Source organism: Microbacterium sp. LMI1x-1-1.1 (assembly GCF_040676205.1).
GTDB lineage: Bacteria > Actinomycetota > Actinomycetes > Actinomycetales > Microbacteriaceae > Microbacterium > Microbacterium aquilitoris.
This window is the reverse complement of sequence record NZ_JBEGHM010000002.1, coordinates 1073129-1094393: the sequence shown is the minus strand read 5'-3', so window position 1 is coordinate 1094393 and position 21265 is coordinate 1073129. Positions and strand designations below refer to the sequence as shown.

Below are 21265 nucleotides of genomic sequence, written 5' to 3'. Positions count from 1 at the left end.
ATGACGGGATATGACCTCACGGAGGAGCAGGTCGAGCTGGCCGGGCTCGTCCGCTCGTTCGCCGACGAGGTGGTCGCGCCGGTCTCGTACGAGGCCGACCGCACCAAGACGCTGCCGATGGACGTTGTCGCGCAGATGGGCGACATGGGACTGTTCGGGTTGCCGTTCCCCGACGAGGTCGGCGGCCAGGGCGGTGACTACGTCACCTTGGGGCTCGCGATCGAGGCGCTCGCCCGCGTGGACCAGTCGATCGCGATCACGCTCGAGGCGGGGGTGAGTCTCGGCGCCATGCCGATCTTCCGCTTCGGGACCGACGCGCAGCGCGAGGAGTACCTGCCCGACCTGCTGGCCGGGCGCGCGCTCGCCGGCTTCGGGCTGACCGAGCCGGAGGCGGGATCGGATGCCGGGGCCACCCGCACGACGGCGCGCCTCGACGGCGGCGACTGGGTGATCGACGGGGCAAAGCAGTTCATCACCAACTCGGGCACCCCCATCACCCGCTTCGTGACGGTCACCGCCGTGACGAGCGAGCCGGGCGCCGCGGCGCGCGAGATCTCGACGATCATCGTCCCGCACGGCACGCCGGGGTTCACCGTCGGTCCCGCGTACGACAAGGTCGGCTGGCACGCCAGCGACACGCATCCGCTCGTCTTCACGGGCGCGCGGGTGCCCGAGAAGAACCTTCTCGGGCAGCGCGGGCGCGGGTTCGCGAACTTCCTCCACATCCTCGACGAGGGCCGCATCGCGATCGCGGCACTCGCCACCGGGGCAGCGGAGGGATGCCTCGAGGCGGCCGTCGACTACGCGAAGAGCCGTGTCGTGTTCGGCGAGACGCTGGGAACGCGCCAGAGCATCCAGTTCATGCTCGCGCGCATGCAGCAGCGCGTCCACGTGTCACGTCTCGCCTGGCTGCACGCGGCACGCCTGCGCGACGCGGGGCGCCCGTTCAAGACCGAGGCAGCCATCGCGAAGCTCACCTCGAGCGATGCGGCGATGGATAACGCCCGCGACGCCACGCAGATCTTCGGCGGCAACGGGTTCATCAACGAGTACCCCGTCGCGCGGCACTTCCGTGACTCGAAGATCCTGGAGGTGGGGGAGGGGACGACCGAGGTGCAGCTGCTCCTCATCGCCCGATCGCTCGGCCTCGCCTGACCCCGGCGAACGTGTCAGACGGGTCGTGCTGACGAGGTCAGGAGCGACAGCCAGTCGTCCTCGACCCGGAAGGTGTGCGCAGAGCCGTTGGCGAGCTTGTGGCCCGGCTCGGGGTACTCGCCGGAGGTCGCGTGGGAGATCACGGTGCGGATGAGCGCGCCGTGGGCCACCGCGATGACGTGCGGCTCGTCGGGCTCGACCAGCGCGCGGGCATCGGCGACCGCTTCCTGGATCCCGCGCAGTGCTCGGGTCGTGACCTCCGGCCATGGCTCGGCGCCCGGGACCTCCGCGGTCGCCCAGGGCCCCCACCGGTCGAAGAACTCGGTGTCGGTGAGTCCTTCGGCATCCCCGTAGCCGCGCTCCTGAAGTGCGGGGTACGTGCGCGGCTCGGGCAGGTCGAGGATGCCGGCGATGATGCGCGCGGTCTCGTTCGCCCGTGACAGGTCGCTCGAGACGATGACGGTCGGTGTGGACCGGTCGAGTGCATCAGCGAGGGCGACCCCCGCGGCGCGGGCCTGCTGCCGTCCGGTGTCGTTCAGGGGGATGTCGGTCGACCCCTGGATCCGGCGGGCGCGGTTCCAGTCGGTCTCGCCGTGGCGCACGAGGGTGAGAAGGGTCACCGGACGAGCCTACGACGAGGCGGCAGCCTCACCGGCCGGCAAGCTCGCGCCCGAGGACCGTGAGCACCTCGGAGGTCCCGGCGTCGATCTTTACGGTGGCGCGGGTGTCGCCGCGCGTCTCGCCGCGGTTGACGATCACGATGGGCAGCCGCCGGCGGCGGGCGCGGTCGAGGAGTCGGATGCCGGAGTTCACGACCAGGGAGGATCCGGCGATCAGCAACGCGGTACTCGAGCGGACGAGCTGCTCGGCTTCGCGGAACTTCTCGAGCGGGATGTACTCGCCGAAGAAGACGACCTCGGGCTTCAGCATCCCGCCGCAGACGGAGCAGTCGGGGACGACGAAGCCGTCGCTCGCAGCGGGCAGGACGTCGCCGTCGGGACCGAGCTCGACGTTCTCGGGCACCGTGATCCAGGGGTTGTCGCGCTCGATCCGCACGGCCAGGTCGCGGCGGTCGAAGACCTGGCCGCAGTGCAGGCACGACACGCGCCGCATCGTGCCGTGGAGTTCGACCACGCGCCGGCTGCCGGCGCGCACGTGCAGGCCGTCGACGTTCTGCGTGATGACGCCCGACGCGATGCCGGCGTGCTCGAGCGCCGCCAGGGCCCGGTGTCCCTCGTTGGGGGCTGCGGCGGCGAACGTCCGCCACCCGAGGTGGCTGCCGACCCAGTAGCGCCGCCGCGACGAGTCGTCGGCGAGGAACTGCTGAGCAGTCATGGGGGTCCGGACAGGAGCGCCCTTGCCGCGGTAGTCCGGGATGCCCGAATCCGTCGAGACACCGGCGCCCGTGAGAACGGCGACGCGGTGCCCGGCGAGCGCGTCGGCCGCGCGTTCCACGGCAGCCGTCGTCTCGGCATCCAGGTCCAGCACGCTCATGGCCCTCCTCAGGGGATCGAGCCTACGCCGTCGTCGTTTCGCGGAGGTCACCACCATCCGTGACAGCCCGCCCATGACAGCCCGCCCATGACAGCATGGGGCCATGACGACGATCCGCATCGACGATCCGTCGGATCCGCGTCTGTCGGACTACCGGGGACTCACCGACACGGCGCTGCGCCGGATCGCCGAGCCCGAGGGCGGCCTCTACATCGCCGAATCGGCGAAGGTGATCTCCCGCGCGGTGGGTGCCGGGCATCGGCCCAGGTCCGTGCTCGTGCAGGAGAAATGGATCGACGACGTCGCGGTTCTCGCCGGTGACGCGCCCGTCTACGTCGTCCCCGACACCGTTGCGGAGCAGGTGACCGGGTTCGCGGTCCACAGAGGAGCGCTCGCCGCCATGCATCGGCCGGTGCAGCCCGATCCCGCGCAGCTCCTCGAGCACTCCCGGACGGTCGTCGTCCTCGAGGACATCGTCGACCACACCAACGTCGGGGCCGCCTTCCGAGCCGCCGCGGCGCTGGGCGCCGATGCCGTCTTCGTCTCACCCCGGTGCGGAGACCCGCTCTACCGTCGCAGCGTCCGGGTCAGCATGGGAACGGTCTTCCAGGTGCCGTGGGCACGCCTTCCCGAGTGGGATGCCGCCGCGTCCCTGTTCGCGGCCGCGGGAGTGCACCTGGCGGCGATGGCGCTGGCCGACGACGCCGTGTCGCTCGACGCGTTCGCCGCAGCCCGGCCCGGGAAGCTCGCGATCCTCATGGGGTCCGAGGGGGAGGGTTTGTCCGCCTCAGCGCTCGCGGTGGCCGATTCGATCGTCACCATCCCGATGGCGGGCGGTGTCGACTCGCTCAACGTCGCATCCGCGGCGGCGGTCGCCCTCTGGGCCCTGCGCTGAACTCAGTCGCCGGCGTGCGTCGACGAGAACGGCAGCGCGTCGGGGCGCTTGGCCGTGACGTTGTCTCCCGACGACTGGTGGCGCAGGCGTCGCAGCACCCACGGGACGAAGTGCGCCCGCGCCCACACGAGATCGTTCGCCCGGGCCGCCCGCCACGTGGTCGGTGGCAGGGCCTCGGGCGACATCGGCTGCAGGTCGTTCGGCACGTTGAGCGCGCGGAGCACCATGCGTGCGACCTCGTGATGTCCGAGGGAGTTGTAGTGCAGGCGGTCGTCGTCGAAGAAGCGCATGTCCTGCACCTCGTTCAACGCCCACTGGTCGGCCACGATGCAGTCGTAGCGGTCGGCGATCGCCCGGATGTTCTCGTTGTAGATCGCGACGCGACCGCGGATGCCGCGGAAGACCGGCGTGAACTCGGTGTCGATCGCGGTGAAGACCAGCAGCGTCGCGCCCTGCGATGAGAGGCGGGCGACGGCATCCTCGAACAGCTCCGCGACAGCATCCGGATCGCCCTGCGGACGGATCACGTCGTTGCCGCCGGCCGAGAGGGTGATGAGGTCGGGCTTCAGCGCGAGGGCGGGCTCGATCTGAGCGTCGACGATCTGGCGGATGAGCTTGCCGCGGATCGCGAGGTTCGCGTAGGCGAAATCGTCGACCTGCGAGGCCAGCACGGCCGCGACGCGGTCGGCCCAACCGCGGTGCTCACCGGGGCGATCCGGGTAGGGATCGCCGATGCCTTCGGTGAAGGAGTCTCCGATCGAGACCATGCGCCGCCAGGGGTGGGCGGTCGCGTTCGGTATGTACGGCGACCGGTTCTCATCCGGGGCCTGGTCGTTCTCGCGCATGGCACCTCCGCATCGAGGCTACCCGCCGGATGCCGCCGGTCCCGATCGACGACCGGTGTCCCTGGGCGCGATTAGGGTGGATCGACGTGACGAGCGAGATGACGAGCGAAGAGGGGGCGGCCCCGGACGAGCCCCACTTCGGGAGTTTCGCCGCCGAGCACCTCTCTCCCGCCTTCCCGCAGCGTGCGCCGTGGGGCACGGCGCAGAACCTCCGTGCCTGGCAGGCCGAGGCCCTCGAGCGTTACTTCGAGATGGACGGACCCGACGGGATCGGCGGGGGCCCGCGTGACTTCCTCGCCGCCGCGACCCCCGGCGCCGGCAAGACGACCTTCGCCCTCCGTCTCGCGAGCGAGCTGTTGCGGCGGCGGATCATCGACCGCATCATCGTCGTCGCCCCGACCGAGCACCTGAAGACCCAGTGGGCGGATGCCGCAGCTCGTGTCTCCATCCGCCTCGACCCGCGGTTCAGCAACAAGCACTTCTCGCCGGCGCGGCACTACCACGGGGTCGCCGTCACCTACGCGCAGGTCGCGGTGAAGGCATCCGTCCACGAGCGACTCGTCCTCGACTCCCGCGCCCTGGTGATCCTCGACGAGGTCCACCACGGCGGCGACGCGCTCAGCTGGGGCGACGCGCTCCGCGAGGCGTACGGCCGCGCGACGCGCCGTCTGCTGCTGTCGGGGACCCCGTTCCGCAGCGACACCGCGCCCATCCCGTTCGTCGAGTACCACCCGAACGACAAGGGCATCCGCCTGTCGCGGACGGACTACAACTACGGCTACGGCCGGGCGCTCGCCGACGGCGTCGTGCGTCCCGTGCTCTTCCACGTCTACGCCGGGCAGATGAAGTGGCGGACGAAGGCGGGCGACGAATACGAAGCCCACCTCGGCCAGGACAACACGAAGGACATCAACTCCCAGGCGTGGCGGACAGCGCTCAACCCCGAGGGGGAGTGGATCTCGGCCGTCCTGCGCTCGGCCGACCGCCGTCTCACCGAGGTGAGACAGGACGTCCCGGATGCCGGGGGCCTGGTCATCGCGACGGATCAGACGGCCGCGCGCGCCTACGCCGCGATCCTCCGCGACATCACGGGGGAGCCGACCACGGTCGTCCTCTCGGACGACAAGGCCGCGTCGGGGCGCATCGAGACCTTCGGGCAGTCGACGACGCGGTGGATGGTCGCGGTCCGCATGGTGTCCGAGGGCGTCGACGTGCCGCGGCTCGCAGTCGGCGTCTACGCGACGAGTGCGTCGACACCGCTCTTCTTCGCGCAGGCCATCGGGCGCTTCGTCCGCGCACGACGTCGCGGCGAAGCGGCATCCGTGTTCCTCCCCAACGTCCCCCAGCTGCTCGCCCTCGCGAACGAGATGGAGCGCGAGCGCGACCACGCGCTCGATCGCGAGGAGAGCGACGACGATGGCCTCGAGGACTCGCTGCTCGAAGAGGCGGAGCGCGAGGACAAGGCGTCAGACTCGCTCATCGAGGAGGGCAGCTACCAGGCGCTCGGATCGACGGCGCATTTCGATCGGGTGCTCTACGACGGCAAGGAGTTCGGTCAGCTGGCCGTGCCGGGGACGCTGGAGGAGGAGGAGTTCCTCGGGATCCCCGGGCTCCTCGAGCCCGAGCACGTGCACGAGCTGCTGATGCAGCGGCAGTCGCGGCAGACCCGTCACCGCCACGCGCGGGAGGCGCAGGAGAAGACGACGGCCGACGCGACCGGCGAGCCGGAGAACACGCTGCCCCCCGCCCTCCACCGCACGCTCCGCGAACAGCGGCAGCTGCTCAACAGCCTCGTCGGGCTGTACGCCCGGCAGAGCGGCGAGCCGCACGGGGCCGTGCACGCCGAGCTCCGACGGATCTGCGGCGGCCCCGAGGTCGCCCGCGCGACGGTCGCACAGCTGCAGGCGCGCATCGAGGTCCTGCGCAAGCGCGTCCACTCCTGACCCCTTCGGAACCCCGAAATGCTGGCAGTTCCGGCTTTCGGGCGGTTCCCGCGGTTCGCCGTGGCTACCGTGAAAGGGACATGAGCACGATGAACGCGACGCCCCTGCCCGACGCCACCCCGCGAGATCGCCGGCGGTGGGCCGCCTACCTCTCGGACGAACGTGCCGAAGCGCGCGTGTACCGCGAGCTCGCCGCTCGGAAGTCGGGGGAGGAGCGCGAGATCCTCGACGCGCTCGCCGACGCGGAGGGGCGCCACGAAGCCCACTGGTTGGGCCTCCTCGGCGGGGAGCCCGAGCGGCTCCCGCGGGCGTCCATTCGAACGCGACTGCTGGCGACGATGGCCCGCCGGTTCGGGTCGATCTTCGTCCTGGCGCTCGCCCAGAACGCCGAGAACCGCTCGCCGTACGACGACGACCCCCACGCCACCCCGGCCATGCGCGCAGATGAGAAGATCCACGGCGAAGTCGTCCGTGGACTCGCCGCGCGGGGCCGCATGCGACTGTCGGGCACGTTCCGCGCCGCCGTCTTCGGCGCCAATGACGGTCTCGTCTCCAACCTCGCCCTCGTGATGGGCATCGGGGCGACGGGCGTCGCGCCGCAGTTCGTCCTCTTCAGCGGCATCGCGGGTCTGCTGGCCGGCGCGCTGTCGATGGCCGCGGGGGAGTTCGTCTCGGTCCGGTCGCAGCGGGAGCTCATCGAGGCGACGCATCCGAACAACGACACCGACCACGTCCTCCCCGATCTCGACCTCGACGCGAACGAACTCGCTCTCGTCTACCGGACGCGGGGACTCGATGAAGAACAGGCGCTGGAGCGGGCGCGACAGGTCGTCGCGACCGCACAGGCGAGCGACCGTGCCGTCCCCTACCGTCGCGCCGCCGAGCCGCCCGCCGACCTCGAGTCCGTCGGCTCCGCCTTCGGGGCCGCGGCCTCCAGCTTCGCGTTCTTCGCCTCGGGCGCGGTCATCCCGGTCCTGCCGTGGATCTTCGGGCTCTCCGGCCTCGCGGCCGTGACCCTAGCACTCGCCCTGGTGGGCTTGGCGCTGCTCCTGACCGGGGCGACGGTCGGTCTGCTCTCGGGTGCACCGCCCCTTCGCCGGGGACTGCGTCAGCTGGCGATCGGTTTCGGTGCGGCGGCGATCACGTACCTGCTGGGTCTCCTGTTCGGTGTGTCCGCGGCGTAGGCGGACCGGACAGTCGGCCCGATTATCCGCACCGCCGAGAACGTGCTACTGTCGATCCTCGGTTGCGAAACCGAAATCCCGGAGGAAACAAAGGGAGAAAACTCTGCGCGGGTGGCGGAATAGGTAGACGCGCTAGCTTGAGGTGCTAGTGCCCGAATAGGGCGTGGGGGTTCAAGTCCCCCCTCGCGCACAGAGGAAGAAGTGGGTCCCGAGAGGGGCCCATTTCTCGTTTCGGATCGGTGCGGTGTCGCTGACGAGGCACCTCTCCCCTGTGAGGGGGAGAGGCGTCATCCCCGTGGGGGAGGCGTTCTCGAGCGCCGTGCCCTGGACTGTGGACATGGACCGCGATCCCGCCCTGCCCGCTCTCACGACCATCGACCGCGAACGTGCGTCGGTGGTGTCGGTGAGGCGGCTGACGAAGCGGTACGGACGGCGCACGGCGCTCGACGACGTCGACCTCGAGATCTCCCGAGGAACGGTCGTCGGCATACTCGGGCCCAATGGTGCCGGCAAGTCGACTCTGCTGGAGACCGTCGCCGGCTTGCGGGCATCGACATCGGGGGAGGTCTCCGTCCTCGGCGTGGATCCTCGACGAGAGCGACGTCAGACCACCCGGCGGGTGTCGGTGCAACCGCAGTCAGCCAGCGTGTTCGGATACCTGTCCGTCCGAGAGACGGTCAGGTTGTACGCCTCGTTCCACTCGTCCCATCGGGACGTTGCGCAGGTGATCGCCGACCTGGGCCTCTCGGAGCAGGTCGATGTCCGCGCACGCGACCTCTCGGGTGGTCAGCTGCGACGCCTGCTGCTCGCGGTCGCCATCATCGGCATTCCCGAGATCGTCATCCTCGATGAGCCGTCCGCCGGGCTCGATCCCGAGGCGAGGAAGCACCTGCTGGAGCTCATCCGATCGCTCGCCCGGGACGGCACCACCATCATCTTCTCCACGCACGACATGGCCGAGGCCGCCCAGATCTGCGATCGAGTCGTCATCGTCGTCGCCGGACGGATCCGGGCAGATGGGCCGCCCGCAGAACTCATCGACGGCGGGAGATCGACGCTGACCTTCGACGTCGTGAGCGAGGAAGCTCTGAGTCGCACACGATCGGTGCTCCCTGCCGACACCGTGACGTGGTCCCAGGATGCTCGAGGATTCCACGTCAGCCACGCGACAGCCGACCCGGATGGGGCGTTGGACTTGTTGACGCGGGATCGTCAGATTCGCGGCCGGTCCTATCGAGTCGTGAGTCCCACGCTCGAAGACCTCTACCTGTCGATCGTCCGGGATGCCCGTGAGACCGACGAAGGGCGCGACGGCGATGCCTGACACCGCGAGATACGAGCCGCGCTCTGCGTTCGTAGAGCTGGCGACGGCGAGCGCCAAGGACCTCTACCGGGACCGAAAAGGCGCGTTCTCGATCCTGTTCACCTTCTTCTTCTTCTTCCTGCTGATCATCGGGCTCAACTTCGTGGTCAACGTCGGCGGCCGAGAGGATCCGGTGGTCGTCATCGACAGCGCCGTGCCGCAGAGTGCTCAGATCGCCGGCGAACTGGAGTCGGCCGGCATCGTGGTGGCCGAAGCGGAGGAAGCCTCGGCCACCGTCACGATTACCGCGGCGCGCAACGGTGTCGCCATCGTCCTGGACGCCGAGGCGGACCCGAAATGGCTGGCGGTGGCGGCGGCCGTGGAGCGCACCGGGACTGCCTACTCGGTCACGGACACCGACGGTGAGGTGTGGATCGACCTGCTCCGGGCGAACCTCGCTGCGTTGTCGTGCATCGGGCTGCTGGCCATCACCTTCATCGGAACGTCCGTTCCACTCACGAGGATGCGCGAGAACGGCACCCTCCGTCTCCTCGGAACCACGCCCGCCAGCAAGTTCACCTTCATCGCCGCCCTCACCCCCTCGCGCCTGATCTTCGCGCTGTTCGTCATCGTGACGATCCACGCGACCTCGATGATCCTGGGGTACTCGCAGCTCTGGCAGCTCTTCCGCCTCCTGTTCACGATGCTGCTCGGCGTCGCGATGTTCTTCGCGCTCGCCTATCTGCTCGCGTCTCGGACGCGGCGCGCGGAGACGGTGAACAATCTCGCCGCCGTGCTGCCGGTGATGGCGATCTTCGCTTCGGGGTCCGTTCTGCCCTCCCACCTCATACCCGAGCCGGTGACGTGGGTGCTCAACTGTCTGCCCACCACCTGGTACATGCGCGCCGCCGCAGCCGACCTCGCGGGTGACACGACCAGCGCAGGGCTCCTGTTCCTCTACTGGGGGCTGATGCTCGTGACGACGCTCGCCGCCGGCATCCTGGCGGCTCGGCTGTTCATCTGGGACGACCGCGAGCGGTGAGCATGACGCGGCGCGCGGTGCGCCGCGGGTAGCGTGGGGCGCATGTCCGCTCCCGACGATCTGCCCGAGGTCGCGCGCGTCGCCCGCGATCTGATCCGCTTCGACACGACGAACTACGGCGAAGGACGCGCGAACGGCGAGCGCGAGGCCGCCGAGTACGTCGGTGCGTACCTCGAGTCGTTGGGGTTGGTCCCCGAGTACTACGAGCCGATCCCGCGGCGCACGAATGTCGTCGCGCGGGTGCCGGGGCGCGATCCCGACAAGCCTGCGCTGGTCCTGCACGGACACCTCGACGTCGTTCCCGCCGTCGCGGCCGACTGGAGCGTCGATCCCTTCGAGGGTGTCGTGAAGGACGGGATGCTGTGGGGCCGCGGCGCCGTCGACATGAAGGACATGGACGCCATGATCCTCACCTCGGTCGCCGAGCTGCTCAGGGCGGGGGAGAGGCCCGAGCGGGACCTCGTCCTCGCTTTCTTCGCAGATGAGGAGAACGGCGGCGTCGAAGGCTCCCAGCTGGTCGTCCGCGACCGCGCCGAATGGTTCGCCGGCGCGACCGAGGCGATCAGCGAGGTCGGCGGCTACTCGATCGCCGTGGGTGACGAGCGCGCCTACCTGCTGCAGGTCGGCGAGAAGGCGCTCATCTGGATCCGGCTCCACGCCACGGGGCAGGCCGGGCACGGCAGTCGCCACCACCCCGACAACGCGGTGACCCGGCTCGCCGAGGCGGTCGCCGCACTCGGGCGCACCGGGTGGCCGATCGAACTCACCTCGACGACGCGTCAGCTCGTCCGATCGCTCGCCGACCTCTCGGGGACCCTGGCCGACGACCCCGACGCCGTCGCCGACACGGCGGGCGCGGCATCCGCCTTCCTGCGCTCGACCTTCCGGACGACCACCAACCCGACCGGTCTGACCGCCGGGTACAAGCACAATGTGATCCCGGATGCCGCGACCGCCGCGATCGACATCCGCACCCTGCCGGGGCACGAGGACGAGGTCCTCGCGCAGGTGCAGCGGATCGTCGGCGACGACATCCGCATCGAGGTCGTCCACCGCGACATCGGACTCGAGGTGCCGTTCGCCGGAGACCTCGTCGACGCGATGGTCGGCGCGCTGGAGCGCCATGATCCCGGAATCCCGGTCATCCCGTACCTTATGGGGGGAGGGACCGACAACAAGGCCCTCGCCGAGCTCGGCATCGCCGGGTTCGGGTTCGCGCCGCTGCGACTGCCCGCGGACCTCGACTTCACCGGGATGTTCCACGGCGTCGACGAACGCGTCCCGATCGACGCGCTCGTCTTCGGGCAGCGTGTGCTCACCGATCTGATCCGCACGTACTGAAAGGCCCCCATGTCGATACTCGACGCCATCATCCTGGGTATCGTCCAGGGCCTGACAGAGTTCCTCCCGATCTCCTCGAGCGCGCATCTGCGCATCGTGGGGGAGTTCCTCCCCAACGCGCAGGATCCTGGTGCGACGTTCACCGCCATCACGCAGATCGGCACCGAGCTCGCGGTCCTGGTCTACTTCTGGAACCGCATCGTGCGGATCATCGCCGCATGGGCGAAGTCGCTCACCGGGCGTGTTCCGCGCAACGATCCCGACGCCCGTATGGGATGGATCGTCATCATCGGCACGATCCCGATCGGCGTGCTCGGCTTCCTCTTCCAGGACGTCATCCGCGACACCTTCCGGAACCTCTGGCTCGTGGCGACCGTCCTCATCGTCTTCGGCATCATCCTCGGCATCGCCGACGCGCTCGGAAAGCGCGTCCGCACCGAGAAGGACCTCACGATCGGGCACGGGCTCACCCTCGGCGTCGCGCAGTCGTTGGCCCTCGTCCCCGGCGTCTCTCGCTCCGGGGCCACCACGACGGCCGCGCTCGCCATGGGGTACACGCGTCCCGCCGCCGCCGAGGTCGCGTTCCTGCTCGCCGTCCCCGCCGTCTTCGGCAGCGGGCTGTACGAGCTCCTGCAGGCGATCCGCGAGCCCGGTCAGTCGCCGTTCACCCTCGGCGAGACCGCGATCGCAACGGTGGTCTCGTTCGGCGTCGGCCTCGTGGTCATCGCCTACCTGATGCGCTACCTCAAGCGCGGCAGCTTCCTGCCGTTCGTGCTCTACCGGGTCGTCCTCGGCGTCGTGCTGCTCATCCTGCTCGCCTTCGGCGTCCTGCAGGCCTACTGAGCGGGGCCGGTCACCGGCGCGGGTCGTCCTTCGGCCCGCGCGGGCCGTCGCCCCGCCGGCGGAGGTAGCGCTCGAATTCCTGCGCGATCGCGTCGCCGGATGCCTCGGGGGAGTCCCAGGCGTCGCGCGCGGTCTCGAGCTGGCGGATGTACTCCGTCATCTCCTCGTCGTCCGCGGCGGCGGCATCGACCGACGCCTCCCACGCGAGGGCCTCCGCGGGCAGCGCGCCGCGGGTGATCGTCGCGCCCGTGATCTCCTCGAGCTTTTCGAGGAGCGCCAGCGTCGCCTTGGGGGACGGGGTGTGCCCGGCGACGTAGTGGGGGATGCTCGCCCAGAGCCCGGCCGTCGGGATGCCGGCCGCCTCGCCTGCGGCGGCGAGAGCCGACAGGATGCCGACGGGGCCTTCGTAGGTCGATCGCTCCAGCCCGAGCGACGAGCGGAGCTCCTCGTTCTCGGAACCGGCGAACACGGAGATCGGCCGGGTATGGGGGACGTCGCTCATCATGGAACCGAGGGCGACGATGCCGGTGATGTCCTCGCGGAGGGCCGCGTCGATGAACTCGGCGGAGAACGCCTGCCACGCGCGGGCGGGCTCCGTGCCGGTGAGGAGCCACAGGTCGGGACCGTCCTCGCGGGGTGTCGCCGGACGCCACAGCGTCGCGTCGGGCCAGACCAGGCGACGGGCGCCGTCGGCATCCACCTGCATCTGCGGCCGCGTGTACTGGTAGTCGAAGTACAGCTCCGGGTCGACGCCGAACACCTTCTCGAACGTGCCGGAGGTCCGCAGCTGCGAGGCCGCAGCGGTGGCCGCCTCTCCGGCGTCGTTCCAGCCGTCGACGGCGATCACGAGCACCCGCTGTCCCAGTCCCTGCACGGACGTCCTCTCTGTCGGTACCCCCACGATACGCCGCTGCCCCCGAGGCGGGCGGATGCGCTCGCGTAGCATTGACCGGTGATCTCCCCCCTTCCCGCCGCGGTCCTCTGGGACATGGACGGCACCCTCGTCGACACCGAGCCGTACTGGATGGCTGCCGAGACCCCGCTCGTCGAACGCTTCGGCGGCACCTGGACCCATGACGACGGACTGGGGATGGTGGGACTCGGGCTCGAGGACGCGGCCCGCATCCTCCAGGGCGCCGGCGTGCGCATGGAGGTCGACGAGATCGTCGCCCACCTCACCGAGGAGGTCATGCGCCAGCTCCGCGAGGAGGGTGTCCCCTTCCGGCCGGGCGCCCGCGAACTGCTGCGCGACCTGCGGGACGCCGGCATCCCGACCGCTCTCGTCACGATGTCGATGAGCCGGATGGCGCGGGTCATCACCGACCTCATCGACTTCGACGCGTTCGACGTCGTCATCGGCGGCGACGACGTCGCCCGCCCCAAGCCTCACCCGGACCCGTACCTGCAGGCGTGCGAGGCGCTCGGCGTGGACCCTGCCGACACCGTCGCGTTCGAGGACTCGATCACCGGAACGCGCTCGGCGATAGCCGCGGGCACGGCGACCGTCGGCATCCCGCACATGGTCCCGCTCGACGAGGTCGGTGCCCACGTCTTGTGGCCGACCCTCGAGGGACGAACGGTGGCGGATGTCGCCGACCTCCTCGCACAGGTGCGTCAGGGGGTCCGCGCATGAGCGCCGACCTGCGGCCGAGTGGCCCGTTCCGCCTCGGTGACCGTGTGCAGCTGACGGGGCCCAAGGGACGTCTCCACACCGTCACCCTCCGCGAGGGCGGCGAGCTGCACACCCACCACGGCGTGCTCCGGCACGAGGCGATCATCGGGCAGCCCGACGGCTCTGTCGTCGCCAACAGCGGGGGCCACGAATACCTCGCGCTCCGCCCGCTGCTGCGCGACTTCGTGATGTCGATGCCCCGCGGCGCCGCCATCGTGTACCCGAAGGATGCCGCGCAGATCCTCGCCTCCGCCGACATCTTCCCGGGCGCCACCGTCGTCGAGGCCGGCGTCGGGTCGGGCGCCCTCTCGATGTGGCTCCTCCGGGCGATCGGTCCGTCCGGGCGGCTCCTGTCGTTCGAGCGGCGAGAGGAGTTCTCGGAGGTCGCCGAGGCGAACGTCGAGACGTTCTTCGGCCACTACCCCGAGTCATGGCGCGTCGTCGTGGGCGATCTCGCCGAGCAGCTCCCACAGGTGACCGAGCCCGGCAGCGTCGACCGCGTCGTCCTCGACATGCTCGCGCCGTGGGAGTGCATCGACGTCGTCGCCGACGCACTCACGCCCGGCGGCGTGGTCCTCTGCTACATCGCGACCGCGACGCAGCTGAGCCGCGTCGCGGAGTACATCCGCCACTCGGGATTGTTCACCGAGCCCGAGGCGACCGAGACGATGGTGCGCGGATGGCACGTCGAGGGGCTCGCGGTCCGACCCGATCACCGGATGGTCGCCCACACCGGGTTCCTGCTCACGGCACGGCGCCTCGCCCCCGGAGCGATGCCGCCCGACGTCCGCAAGCGCGCCCTCAAGAAGCCGTCGTACGCGGATGAGGATGTCGAGGCGTGGACGCCGGGCGCCGTGGGGGATCGTGAGATCACCGACAAGAACCTCCGCAAGCGCGTGCGCGATGCGCAGCGCGCAGCGGGCGGTGCCCGTCAGGCCGCCGAGGATCGCTCCGGCGAGACCGTAGACTGAACGAATGCGTCAGATCCCCGCTGCCGTGGCCGTACTCGGCCTGACTGCCCTGGCCCTCGTCGGGTGCGCCCCGTCCGGACCCTCCGACAGCGGTTGCGAGCGTGTCACCGCGCCCGCATCGTCGCTCGATCTCGTCGATGTGACGGGTGCCGAAGGCTTGCCGACGGCGTCCACGACCGATCCGGTCTACGTGTCGAAGACCGCGTACACCGACCTCGCCACGGGCAAGGGCACTCCGATCACGTCGGGGATGCAGGATCTGCAGATCGGGATCACGGTGCTGAACGGTCAGACCGGTCAGACGCTCGTGTCGGCGCCGACCAAGCTGGTCGCGCTGAACGTCCTCGAGCAGTCGTTCCCCACGATCGGCAAGGCGCTCGACTGCGCGCGGCCCGGTGCCCGCATCGTCGCGGCGATGCCCGCGAAGGACATCAACCCGACGTTCGTGCAGCAGGCCGGGCTGTCCGAGAGCGCTTCGGCCGTCCTGGTCATCGACGTGAACACCGTCCTCCTGCCGGCGGCCAACGGGGTCCCGCAGTACGTCGACGGTGCCAACGTGCCGACCGTGGTCCTCGCGCCCGACGGGACGCCGGGGATCATCGTCCCCGATGCCGCGCCGCCGAAGGGTCTGGTCATCAAGACCCTCAAGAAGGGCGACGGTGAGAAGATCACCGCCGACTCCCGCGCCCGGCTGCAGTACACGGGCGTCGCCTGGAACACCGGAGAGGTGTTCGATTCGACGTGGCAGAACGGCGAAGCCGTGACGTTCGCGAAGGACCAGTTCTCCGAGGGCTTCGCGCGGGCAATCGAGGGGCAGACGGTCGGCTCGCAGGTGCTCGTGGTCGTTCCGTCCGACATGGCGAAGGTCCAGGGTCAGTCGGCGCAGAACGAGCCGCCGACGGGGACTCTCGTCTACGTGATCGACATCCTCGGGATCGACCCGACGACCGATTCCCCGACCGCGACACAGTGAGCTCCCGCGGGGCCGAGCACCGGTCCCGCGCCTAGTATTGCGATGTGTCCACCGAAGCGATCCGCAGCGCGCCCGAGGAACGACTCGTCAACCTCGTGGTCGCATTGCTCGCGACCGAGCAGGGGCTGACGAAGGACACGATCCTCTCGTCCGTGTCCGGATATCGCGAGCAGGGTGCGGCCGGGGCGTCCAAAGACGCACTCGAGAAGATGTTCGAACGAGACAAGGACAGTCTGCGTTCCCTGGGAGTGCCGATCGAGACGATCGGCGACTACGCCGATCCCGACGATCTGCGTGAGGCGCGCTACCGAGTCCCCACCTCGGAGTACTCGCTCCCCGTCGACATCGACTTCACCCCGGCCGAGATCGCGGTCCTGAACCTGGCGAGCGGTGTGTGGGGCGAGAGCTCGATGTCGGCATCCGCCCGCAGCGGACTCCGGAAGATCCAGGCGCTGGGGATCGAGGTCGACGCCCCCATCATCGGCTACGCGCCGCGCATCAGCTTGCGCGAGCCGTCCTTCGCGCCGCTGCAGCGGGCGATCGAGCAGGGTCGCGTCGTCGAGTTCGACTACATCAAGGGCGGGTCGGATGCCGCGCACCGCCGCCGCGTGCAGCCGTGGGCCCTCGTCGAGTACGACGGTCGCTGGCATGTGTACGGCTTCGACCTCCTGCAGGACGCCGAGCGCACGTTCCTCCTGTCCCGCATCCCTTCGGACGTCGTCGTGACGCGGGCGTCCTTCGATCTGTCCCTGCGAGAGGGAGCGGGCGAGAAGGCGATCGCCGGCCTGGATGCGGTCGCCGCCCGCCAGCAGGCGCGGCTGCAGGTCGAGCCCGGCACCGAGGCGCTCCTCCGTCTCCATCGTCGTGCGCTGTCCGCAGATGAGACGGGATGCCTCGTGCCCTACGTCGACGCCCAGGTCTTCGCGGACGAGCTCGCCTCGTACGGCCCCGAGGTCCGTGTGATCGATCCGCCGTACCTCGCCGAGCTCGTCGCGTCGCGGCTGCGTCGCGCACGGGATCTCCATGCCGAGGTCGGGGCATGAGCGCCCAGCCGCTGGTGGCGACCGATAGGGCGTCCCTCATCCTGCAGCTCGTCCCGTACCTCATCTCCAAGGGCGAGGTCACCGTGGCGGACGCGGCCCGGGACTTCGACGTCGAGGCGGATGAGATGCGGTCGATGGTCGAGAAGCTGACGGTCATCGGGCTCCCCGGCGACGGCGGTTTCTGGCAGATGGCGAATGACCTCTTCGACATCGACTGGGACCTCCTCGACGAGCAGGACACCATCTCGATCACCAATGCCGTCGCGCTGGAGCGGACGCCGAGGCTGACCGCGCGCGAAGCGGCCGCCCTGCTCGCCGGTCTCCAACTCGCCGCCAGCCTTCCGGGCGTGGGTGACAGCGGGGTCGTCCAGGGTCTGCTCGCCAAACTCGCCGCCGGCGCATCGAGCGCTCCCGCCGAGGTGATCGTCGCGACGCCCGTCGTCGACGACGTGCGGACGACGGTGGCGGACGCCGTGCAGCGAGGCGTCGCGGTGTCCTTCTCCTACCGGGCCCCGGATGCGCCCGCGACGACGCGCACCGTCGACCCCGTCAAAGTCCACATCGCCGATGGCCAGTGGTACCTCCAGGGGTGGTGCCATCTGCGGCAGGCGATCCGTACCTTCCATCTCGACCGCGTGTCGGACGTCGTCCTCACCGACATCCCGAGCACGCACGGTGCCGATCCTCTGCCGGGGCTGTTCGAGCCGCGCGAGACCGACGTGGTGGTCGAGCTCCGCTGCCGCAAGGACGTCGTCCCTCTGCTCGGCGAGTTCGCGGCGCGCGCCGTGGTCCGGGGCAAGGGCGAGTTCCGCTCGGTGAGCCTCCGCGTCGGCGATGAACGCAGCCTCAAGCGGCTGGCGGCGCGGCTCGGCGGCGATGTCGAGATCGTCTCGCCCCCCGATGCGCGAGAAGCTGCTCGCACCTGGGCGGATGCCGGGCTCGCGCAGTACGCCTGAGGGTCTCTGTTCATCTGGGGCGGTTAGACTGAGGTCACATCTACCCCGAGGAGCTTTCATGGGCTTGCAAGGATGGCACCTTCTCGTCGTCTTGGCGGTGATCCTGCTTCTGTTCGGAGCGGCGAAGCTGCCTGCCCTCGCGAAGAGCGTCGGCCAGTCCGCCCGCGTGTTCAAGGGTGAGATGAAGGCGATGAAGGAAGAGGACGGTCCGGCCGAGACGCCGGCGCACCAGCAGCCGCAGGCTCCGACGTCGGTGACGGGCCTGACGCCTCCGCCCGCGCAGGGCCCATCGCAGGGCCCCACCTCCTCCTGACGCGGTGACGACCACCGATCGGGACGCCGCCGCCACCGACGACGCCCCTCTCCGGGACAAGCGGATGTCGCTCGGCGACCATCTCCGCGAGTTCCGCAAGCGGCTCATCATCGCCGCCGTGGCACTGGTCGTCGGGATGATCGTGTCCTTCGCGCTCGGCGACGCGATCATCTGGGCGATCACGGAGCCGATCCGCGTGGTGGCGGAGCAACGCGGTCAGGAGAACGCCGTCACCCTCATGTTCGCGACGGTGACCTCCGCCTTCGATCTTCGCGTCCGGATCGCGTTCGCCGTCGGCCTTTTGATCTCGGCACCGGTCTGGTTGTGGCAGATCTGGGCGTTCCTCATGCCGGGTCTGACCCGTAAAGAGGTCCGCTACACGATCGGGTTCGTCGCGGCGGCCGTACCGCTCTTCTTCGCCGGAGCGTTCACGGGGTGGCTCATCCTCCCTCATCTCGTCGAGCTCATGGCGGGCTTCACACCCGACGGGGCGTCGAACTTCTACGACGCCAAGTACTACTACGACTTCGTCTTCAAGCTCCTGATCGTCGTCGGCGTCTCCTACGTGACGCCCGTGTTCCTGGTGGCGCTCAACCTGGCGGGGGTCATGACGGGGCGCGAGATCATGAAGGGCTGGCGGGTGGCGATCGTGATCGCGACCGTGTTCGCCGGTGCCGCCACCCCCTCCGCCGACGTCGTCAGCATGCTCATCCTGGCCGCGATCCTCACGGTCCTCTTCTTCGCCGCGGCCGGCCTGTCGATGCTGTTCGACCGCCGCAAGCGCAAGCGCGAGGCGGAACTCCTCGGCCCGATCGCATGACGGACTTCGCGGCGCGATACGCACGTGCGCAGTCCGGCCGTCGGCATCCGATCTCGGCGTCGTTCGCCGAGATGCAGCGGTTCGACCTCGACCCGTTCCAGGTCGAGGGATGCCAGGCCCTCGAAGACGGTCGCAGCGTCCTCGTCGCGGCGCCGACCGGTGCCGGCAAGACGATCGTCGGCGAATTCGCGATCCATCTCGCGATGCGGGAGCCGGGGGACAAGGCGTTCTACACGACGCCCATGAAGGCCCTGTCGAATCAGAAGTTCCGCGAGCTGCAGGAGGTCTACGGCGAGGACCAGGTCGGTCTGCTCACCGGCGACACGAACATCAACGGGAACGCGCGGGTCGTCGTTATGACGACCGAGGTGCTCCGGAACATGCTGTACGCGGATTCGCCTGCGCTCCGGGGCCTCCGCTACGTCGTCATGGACGAGGTCCACTATCTCGCCGACCGCTTCCGCGGGCCGGTCTGGGAGGAGGTCATCCTCCACCTGCCGCCGGCCGTCCGGCTCGTCTCGCTGTCGGCGACCGTCTCGAACGCGGAGGAGTTCGGCGACTGGCTCGACACCGTGCGGGGCGACACCGCCGTCATCGTCTCCGAGACCCGTCCCGTCCCGCTCGAGCAGCATGTGCTGGTCCGCGGTGACCTGTTGCCGCTGTTCGATGATCGTGCCGGTGTGGCCACCGCGCAGGTGAACCAGGAACTCACCCGCATCCGTTCGCCGAAGGCTGCGACGTACGAGAACAATCGCCGGGCTATGGAGTACCGGTCCCGCGGCGACCAGGAACGCCGCCGCCCCCACCGCGGTGGCAAGCGTCCCGTGCGCCCGTCGACGGCGGCCCGTATCGAGCGCATGGACCGCCCGCAGGTCGTGGAGCTCCTCGGCCGGTCGAACCTCCTGCCGGCCATCTTCTTCATCTTCAGTCGCGTCGGGTGCGATGCCGCCGTCCAGCAGGTGCGGCGGTCGGGAGTGCGGCTGACCGACACGGCCGAGCGCGATGAGATCCGGGCGATCATCGACGATCGCCTTCGCCCGCTGCAGGACGAGGACCTCGCCGTCCTCGGCTACTGGGAGTGGCGCGAGAACCTGGAGCGGGGCGTCGCTGCGCACCACGCGGGCATGCTGCCGGCCTTCAAGGAGGTCGTCGAAGAGCTTTTCCGTCGCAAGCTCGTCAAGGTGGTCTTCGCGACCGAGACCCTCGCGCTCGGCATCAACATGCCGGCGCGGACGGTCGTCCTCGAGAAGCTCGAGAAGTTCAACGGCGAGGCGCGGGTCGCCATCACGTCCGGCGAGTACACGCAGCTGACGGGACGCGCCGGGCGCCGCGGGATCGACGTCGAGGGTCACGCGGTCGTCCAGTGGACCGAATCCCTCGACCCCCAGGCCGTCGCCGCCCTCGCGTCGCGACGCACCTATCCGTTGAACTCGAGCTTCCGCCCGACCTACAACATGGCCGTCAACCTGATCGACCAGTTCGGTCGCGAGCGTGCCCGCGAGATCCTCGAGTCCTCGTTCGCCCAGTTCCAGGCGGACCGCGCCGTCGTCGGCCTCGCCCGCCAGGTGAAGGATGCCGAGGCATCCCTCGCCGGCTACGAGAAGTCCATGACGTGCGACCGGGGCGACTTCGCCGAGTACTCCGGCATCCGTCGCGACCTCAGCGACGCCGAGAAGCTCAACCGTGCCGACCGCACCGCGCCCGCCCGCATCCGGCAGCAGCGGCAGAACGAGATCCAGTCCCTGCGACATCGGATGCAGCGGCATCCCTGCCATTCCTGCCCGGACCGCGAGAACCATGCGCGCTGGGCGGAGCGGTACTGGAAGCTGCGGCGCCGGACGGACCGGACGCGACGCGACATCGAGACCCGCACCGGCACCGTCGCGCGGATCTTCGACCGCATCATCGATGTCCTCGCCGAGCTGAACTACGTCGCCTTCGAGGACGGCGCGGCCGCGCTGACCGCCGCCGGACGCACGATGCGACGCATCTACGGCGAACGCGATCTTCTGGTCGCCGAGTCGCTGCGTCGCGGGCTCTGGAAGAATCTGGATGCCGCAGGCTTGGCTGCCCTCGCGTCGTGCCTCGTGTACGAGCCGCGTCGGGATGAGGCGGGGGAGTACCGCCTGCCGCGAGGTCCTTTCCGCGAGGCCCTGACCAAGACGCAGGAGCTCTGGAGCCGCCTCGACGACCTCGAGCAGGAGCATCACCTGCCGGGAACCGAACCGCTCGCCACGGGCCTGGCGCAGGCCATGAACTCGTGGGCGCGCGGCGGCTCGTTGGATCTGGTCCTCTCAGAGGCCGACCTCGCCGCGGGCGACTTCGTGCGCTGGACGAAGCAGACGATCGATCTGCTCGACCAGCTCTCGATCGTCGCGGACGCGGACGTCGCCGTGACCGCGCGGAAGGCGCTCGACGCCGTCCGGCGGGGGATCGTCGCCTACAGCTCGGTGTGAGCCGCCAGGCGATGCG

At 69.8% G+C, this 21265-nt stretch carries 20 protein-coding genes and 1 tRNA gene; 17 read left to right on the top strand and 4 right to left on the bottom strand.

Features of this window, described 5'->3' with window-relative positions; all coding sequences use genetic code 11:
• A complete protein-coding gene (locus MRBLMI1x_RS13095) occupies positions 1–1155 on the top strand; it encodes an acyl-CoA dehydrogenase family protein (protein ID WP_363459240.1) in 1155 nt (384 codons plus the stop codon).
• 14 nt (positions 1156–1169) lie between these two features.
• Here MRBLMI1x_RS13095 and MRBLMI1x_RS13090 read toward each other — a convergent pair whose 3' ends face one another.
• Both MRBLMI1x_RS13090 and MRBLMI1x_RS13085 read right to left on the bottom strand, forming a co-directional pair.
• Positions 1170–1775 (bottom strand): histidine phosphatase family protein, encoded by a 606-nt coding sequence (locus MRBLMI1x_RS13090; RefSeq protein WP_363459238.1) that lies wholly within the window; start codon positions 1773–1775, stop codon positions 1170–1172.
• A 28-nt stretch (positions 1776–1803) separates the two neighbouring features.
• Positions 1804–2649, bottom strand: coding sequence for a Sir2 family NAD-dependent protein deacetylase (locus tag MRBLMI1x_RS13085; RefSeq protein ID WP_020097480.1), 846 nt, complete (start codon positions 2647–2649; stop codon positions 1804–1806).
• A 103-nt stretch (positions 2650–2752) separates the two neighbouring features.
• Here MRBLMI1x_RS13085 and MRBLMI1x_RS13080 point away from each other — a divergent pair, with 103 nt between their 5' ends.
• Entirely contained in the window at positions 2753–3544 is a 792-nt protein-coding gene (locus MRBLMI1x_RS13080) for a TrmH family RNA methyltransferase (RefSeq protein WP_018186551.1), read from the top strand.
• Between the two features lie 2 nt (positions 3545–3546).
• Here the strand turns inward: MRBLMI1x_RS13080 and MRBLMI1x_RS13075 are convergent, their stop codons facing one another.
• On the bottom strand, positions 3547–4389 hold the full coding sequence (locus MRBLMI1x_RS13075; protein WP_363459236.1) for an SGNH/GDSL hydrolase family protein: 843 nt from the start codon (positions 4387–4389) through the stop codon (positions 3547–3549).
• A gap of 98 nt (positions 4390–4487) precedes the next feature.
• On the opposite strand from MRBLMI1x_RS13075, the gene MRBLMI1x_RS13070 reads away from it, so the two are divergent.
• The 7 genes from MRBLMI1x_RS13070 (at position 4488) to MRBLMI1x_RS13040 (ending at position 12045) form a co-directional block, all read left to right on the top strand.
• Positions 4488–6332: a DEAD/DEAH box helicase gene (locus tag MRBLMI1x_RS13070; RefSeq protein ID WP_026302836.1), complete on the top strand. Its 1845-nt coding sequence runs from the start codon at positions 4488–4490 to the stop codon at positions 6330–6332.
• 80 nt (positions 6333–6412) lie between these two features.
• A complete protein-coding gene (locus MRBLMI1x_RS13065; RefSeq protein ID WP_363459234.1) occupies positions 6413–7516 on the top strand; it encodes a VIT1/CCC1 transporter family protein in 1104 nt (367 codons plus the stop codon).
• A gap of 105 nt (positions 7517–7621) precedes the next feature.
• Positions 7622–7706: transfer RNA gene (locus tag MRBLMI1x_RS13060), tRNA-Leu, on the top strand.
• Positions 7707–7853: 147 nt separating this feature from the next.
• Entirely contained in the window at positions 7854–8840 is a 987-nt protein-coding gene (locus tag MRBLMI1x_RS13055; protein ID WP_363459232.1) for an ABC transporter ATP-binding protein, read from the top strand.
• Complete coding sequence (locus MRBLMI1x_RS13050) at positions 8833–9861, top strand: ABC transporter permease (RefSeq protein ID WP_363459230.1); 1029 nt, start codon at positions 8833–8835, stop codon at positions 9859–9861. Before MRBLMI1x_RS13055 ends, MRBLMI1x_RS13050 begins: the two co-directional genes overlap by 8 nt.
• A 42-nt stretch (positions 9862–9903) precedes the next feature.
• Positions 9904–11202, top strand: a complete 1299-nt coding sequence (locus MRBLMI1x_RS13045; RefSeq protein ID WP_363459228.1) for a M20/M25/M40 family metallo-hydrolase — start codon at positions 9904–9906, stop codon at positions 11200–11202.
• Between the two features lie 9 nt (positions 11203–11211).
• Positions 11212–12045 (top strand): undecaprenyl-diphosphate phosphatase, encoded by an 834-nt coding sequence (locus MRBLMI1x_RS13040; RefSeq protein ID WP_363459226.1) that lies wholly within the window; start codon positions 11212–11214, stop codon positions 12043–12045.
• A gap of 10 nt (positions 12046–12055) precedes the next feature.
• On the opposite strand, the gene MRBLMI1x_RS13035 is transcribed toward MRBLMI1x_RS13040, so the two are convergent.
• Entirely contained in the window at positions 12056–12919 is an 864-nt protein-coding gene (locus tag MRBLMI1x_RS13035; protein ID WP_363459224.1) for a PAC2 family protein, read from the bottom strand.
• 78 nt (positions 12920–12997) lie between these two features.
• Between MRBLMI1x_RS13035 and MRBLMI1x_RS13030 the strand changes: the two genes are divergently transcribed.
• The 8 genes from MRBLMI1x_RS13030 to MRBLMI1x_RS12995 all read left to right on the top strand — a co-directional run bounded on the left by MRBLMI1x_RS13030 (position 12998) and on the right by MRBLMI1x_RS12995 (position 21249).
• The gene (locus MRBLMI1x_RS13030; protein WP_018186560.1) at positions 12998–13678 is read left to right on the top strand and encodes an HAD family hydrolase; all 681 of its coding nucleotides are present in this window, start codon (positions 12998–13000) and stop codon (positions 13676–13678) included.
• On the top strand, positions 13675–14688 hold the full coding sequence (locus tag MRBLMI1x_RS13025) for a tRNA (adenine-N1)-methyltransferase (RefSeq protein ID WP_018186561.1): 1014 nt from the start codon (positions 13675–13677) through the stop codon (positions 14686–14688). Before MRBLMI1x_RS13030 ends, MRBLMI1x_RS13025 begins: the two co-directional genes overlap by 4 nt.
• Positions 14689–14692: 4 nt before the next feature.
• The gene (locus tag MRBLMI1x_RS13020; RefSeq protein ID WP_018186562.1) at positions 14693–15661 is read left to right on the top strand and encodes an FKBP-type peptidyl-prolyl cis-trans isomerase; all 969 of its coding nucleotides are present in this window, start codon (positions 14693–14695) and stop codon (positions 15659–15661) included.
• Positions 15662–15705: 44 nt separating this feature from the next.
• Positions 15706–16704 carry a helix-turn-helix transcriptional regulator gene (locus MRBLMI1x_RS13015; RefSeq protein ID WP_363459221.1) on the top strand — a complete coding sequence of 333 codons (999 nt, stop codon included), beginning with the start codon at positions 15706–15708 and terminating at the stop codon, positions 16702–16704.
• The gene (locus MRBLMI1x_RS13010) at positions 16701–17660 is read left to right on the top strand and encodes a helix-turn-helix transcriptional regulator (protein WP_018186564.1); all 960 of its coding nucleotides are present in this window, start codon (positions 16701–16703) and stop codon (positions 17658–17660) included. The genes MRBLMI1x_RS13015 and MRBLMI1x_RS13010 overlap by 4 nt, the downstream gene beginning before the upstream one ends.
• A 58-nt stretch (positions 17661–17718) precedes the next feature.
• Entirely contained in the window at positions 17719–17973 is a 255-nt protein-coding gene (gene tatA / locus MRBLMI1x_RS13005) for a twin-arginine translocase TatA/TatE family subunit (RefSeq protein ID WP_018186565.1), read from the top strand.
• A 64-nt stretch (positions 17974–18037) separates the two neighbouring features.
• The gene (gene tatC, locus MRBLMI1x_RS13000) at positions 18038–18793 is read left to right on the top strand and encodes a twin-arginine translocase subunit TatC (RefSeq protein WP_026302837.1); all 756 of its coding nucleotides are present in this window, start codon (positions 18038–18040) and stop codon (positions 18791–18793) included.
• Entirely contained in the window at positions 18790–21249 is a 2460-nt protein-coding gene (locus tag MRBLMI1x_RS12995; RefSeq protein WP_363459218.1) for a DEAD/DEAH box helicase, read from the top strand. Before tatC ends, MRBLMI1x_RS12995 begins: the two co-directional genes overlap by 4 nt.
• Positions 21250–21265: the final 16 nt, after the last annotated feature.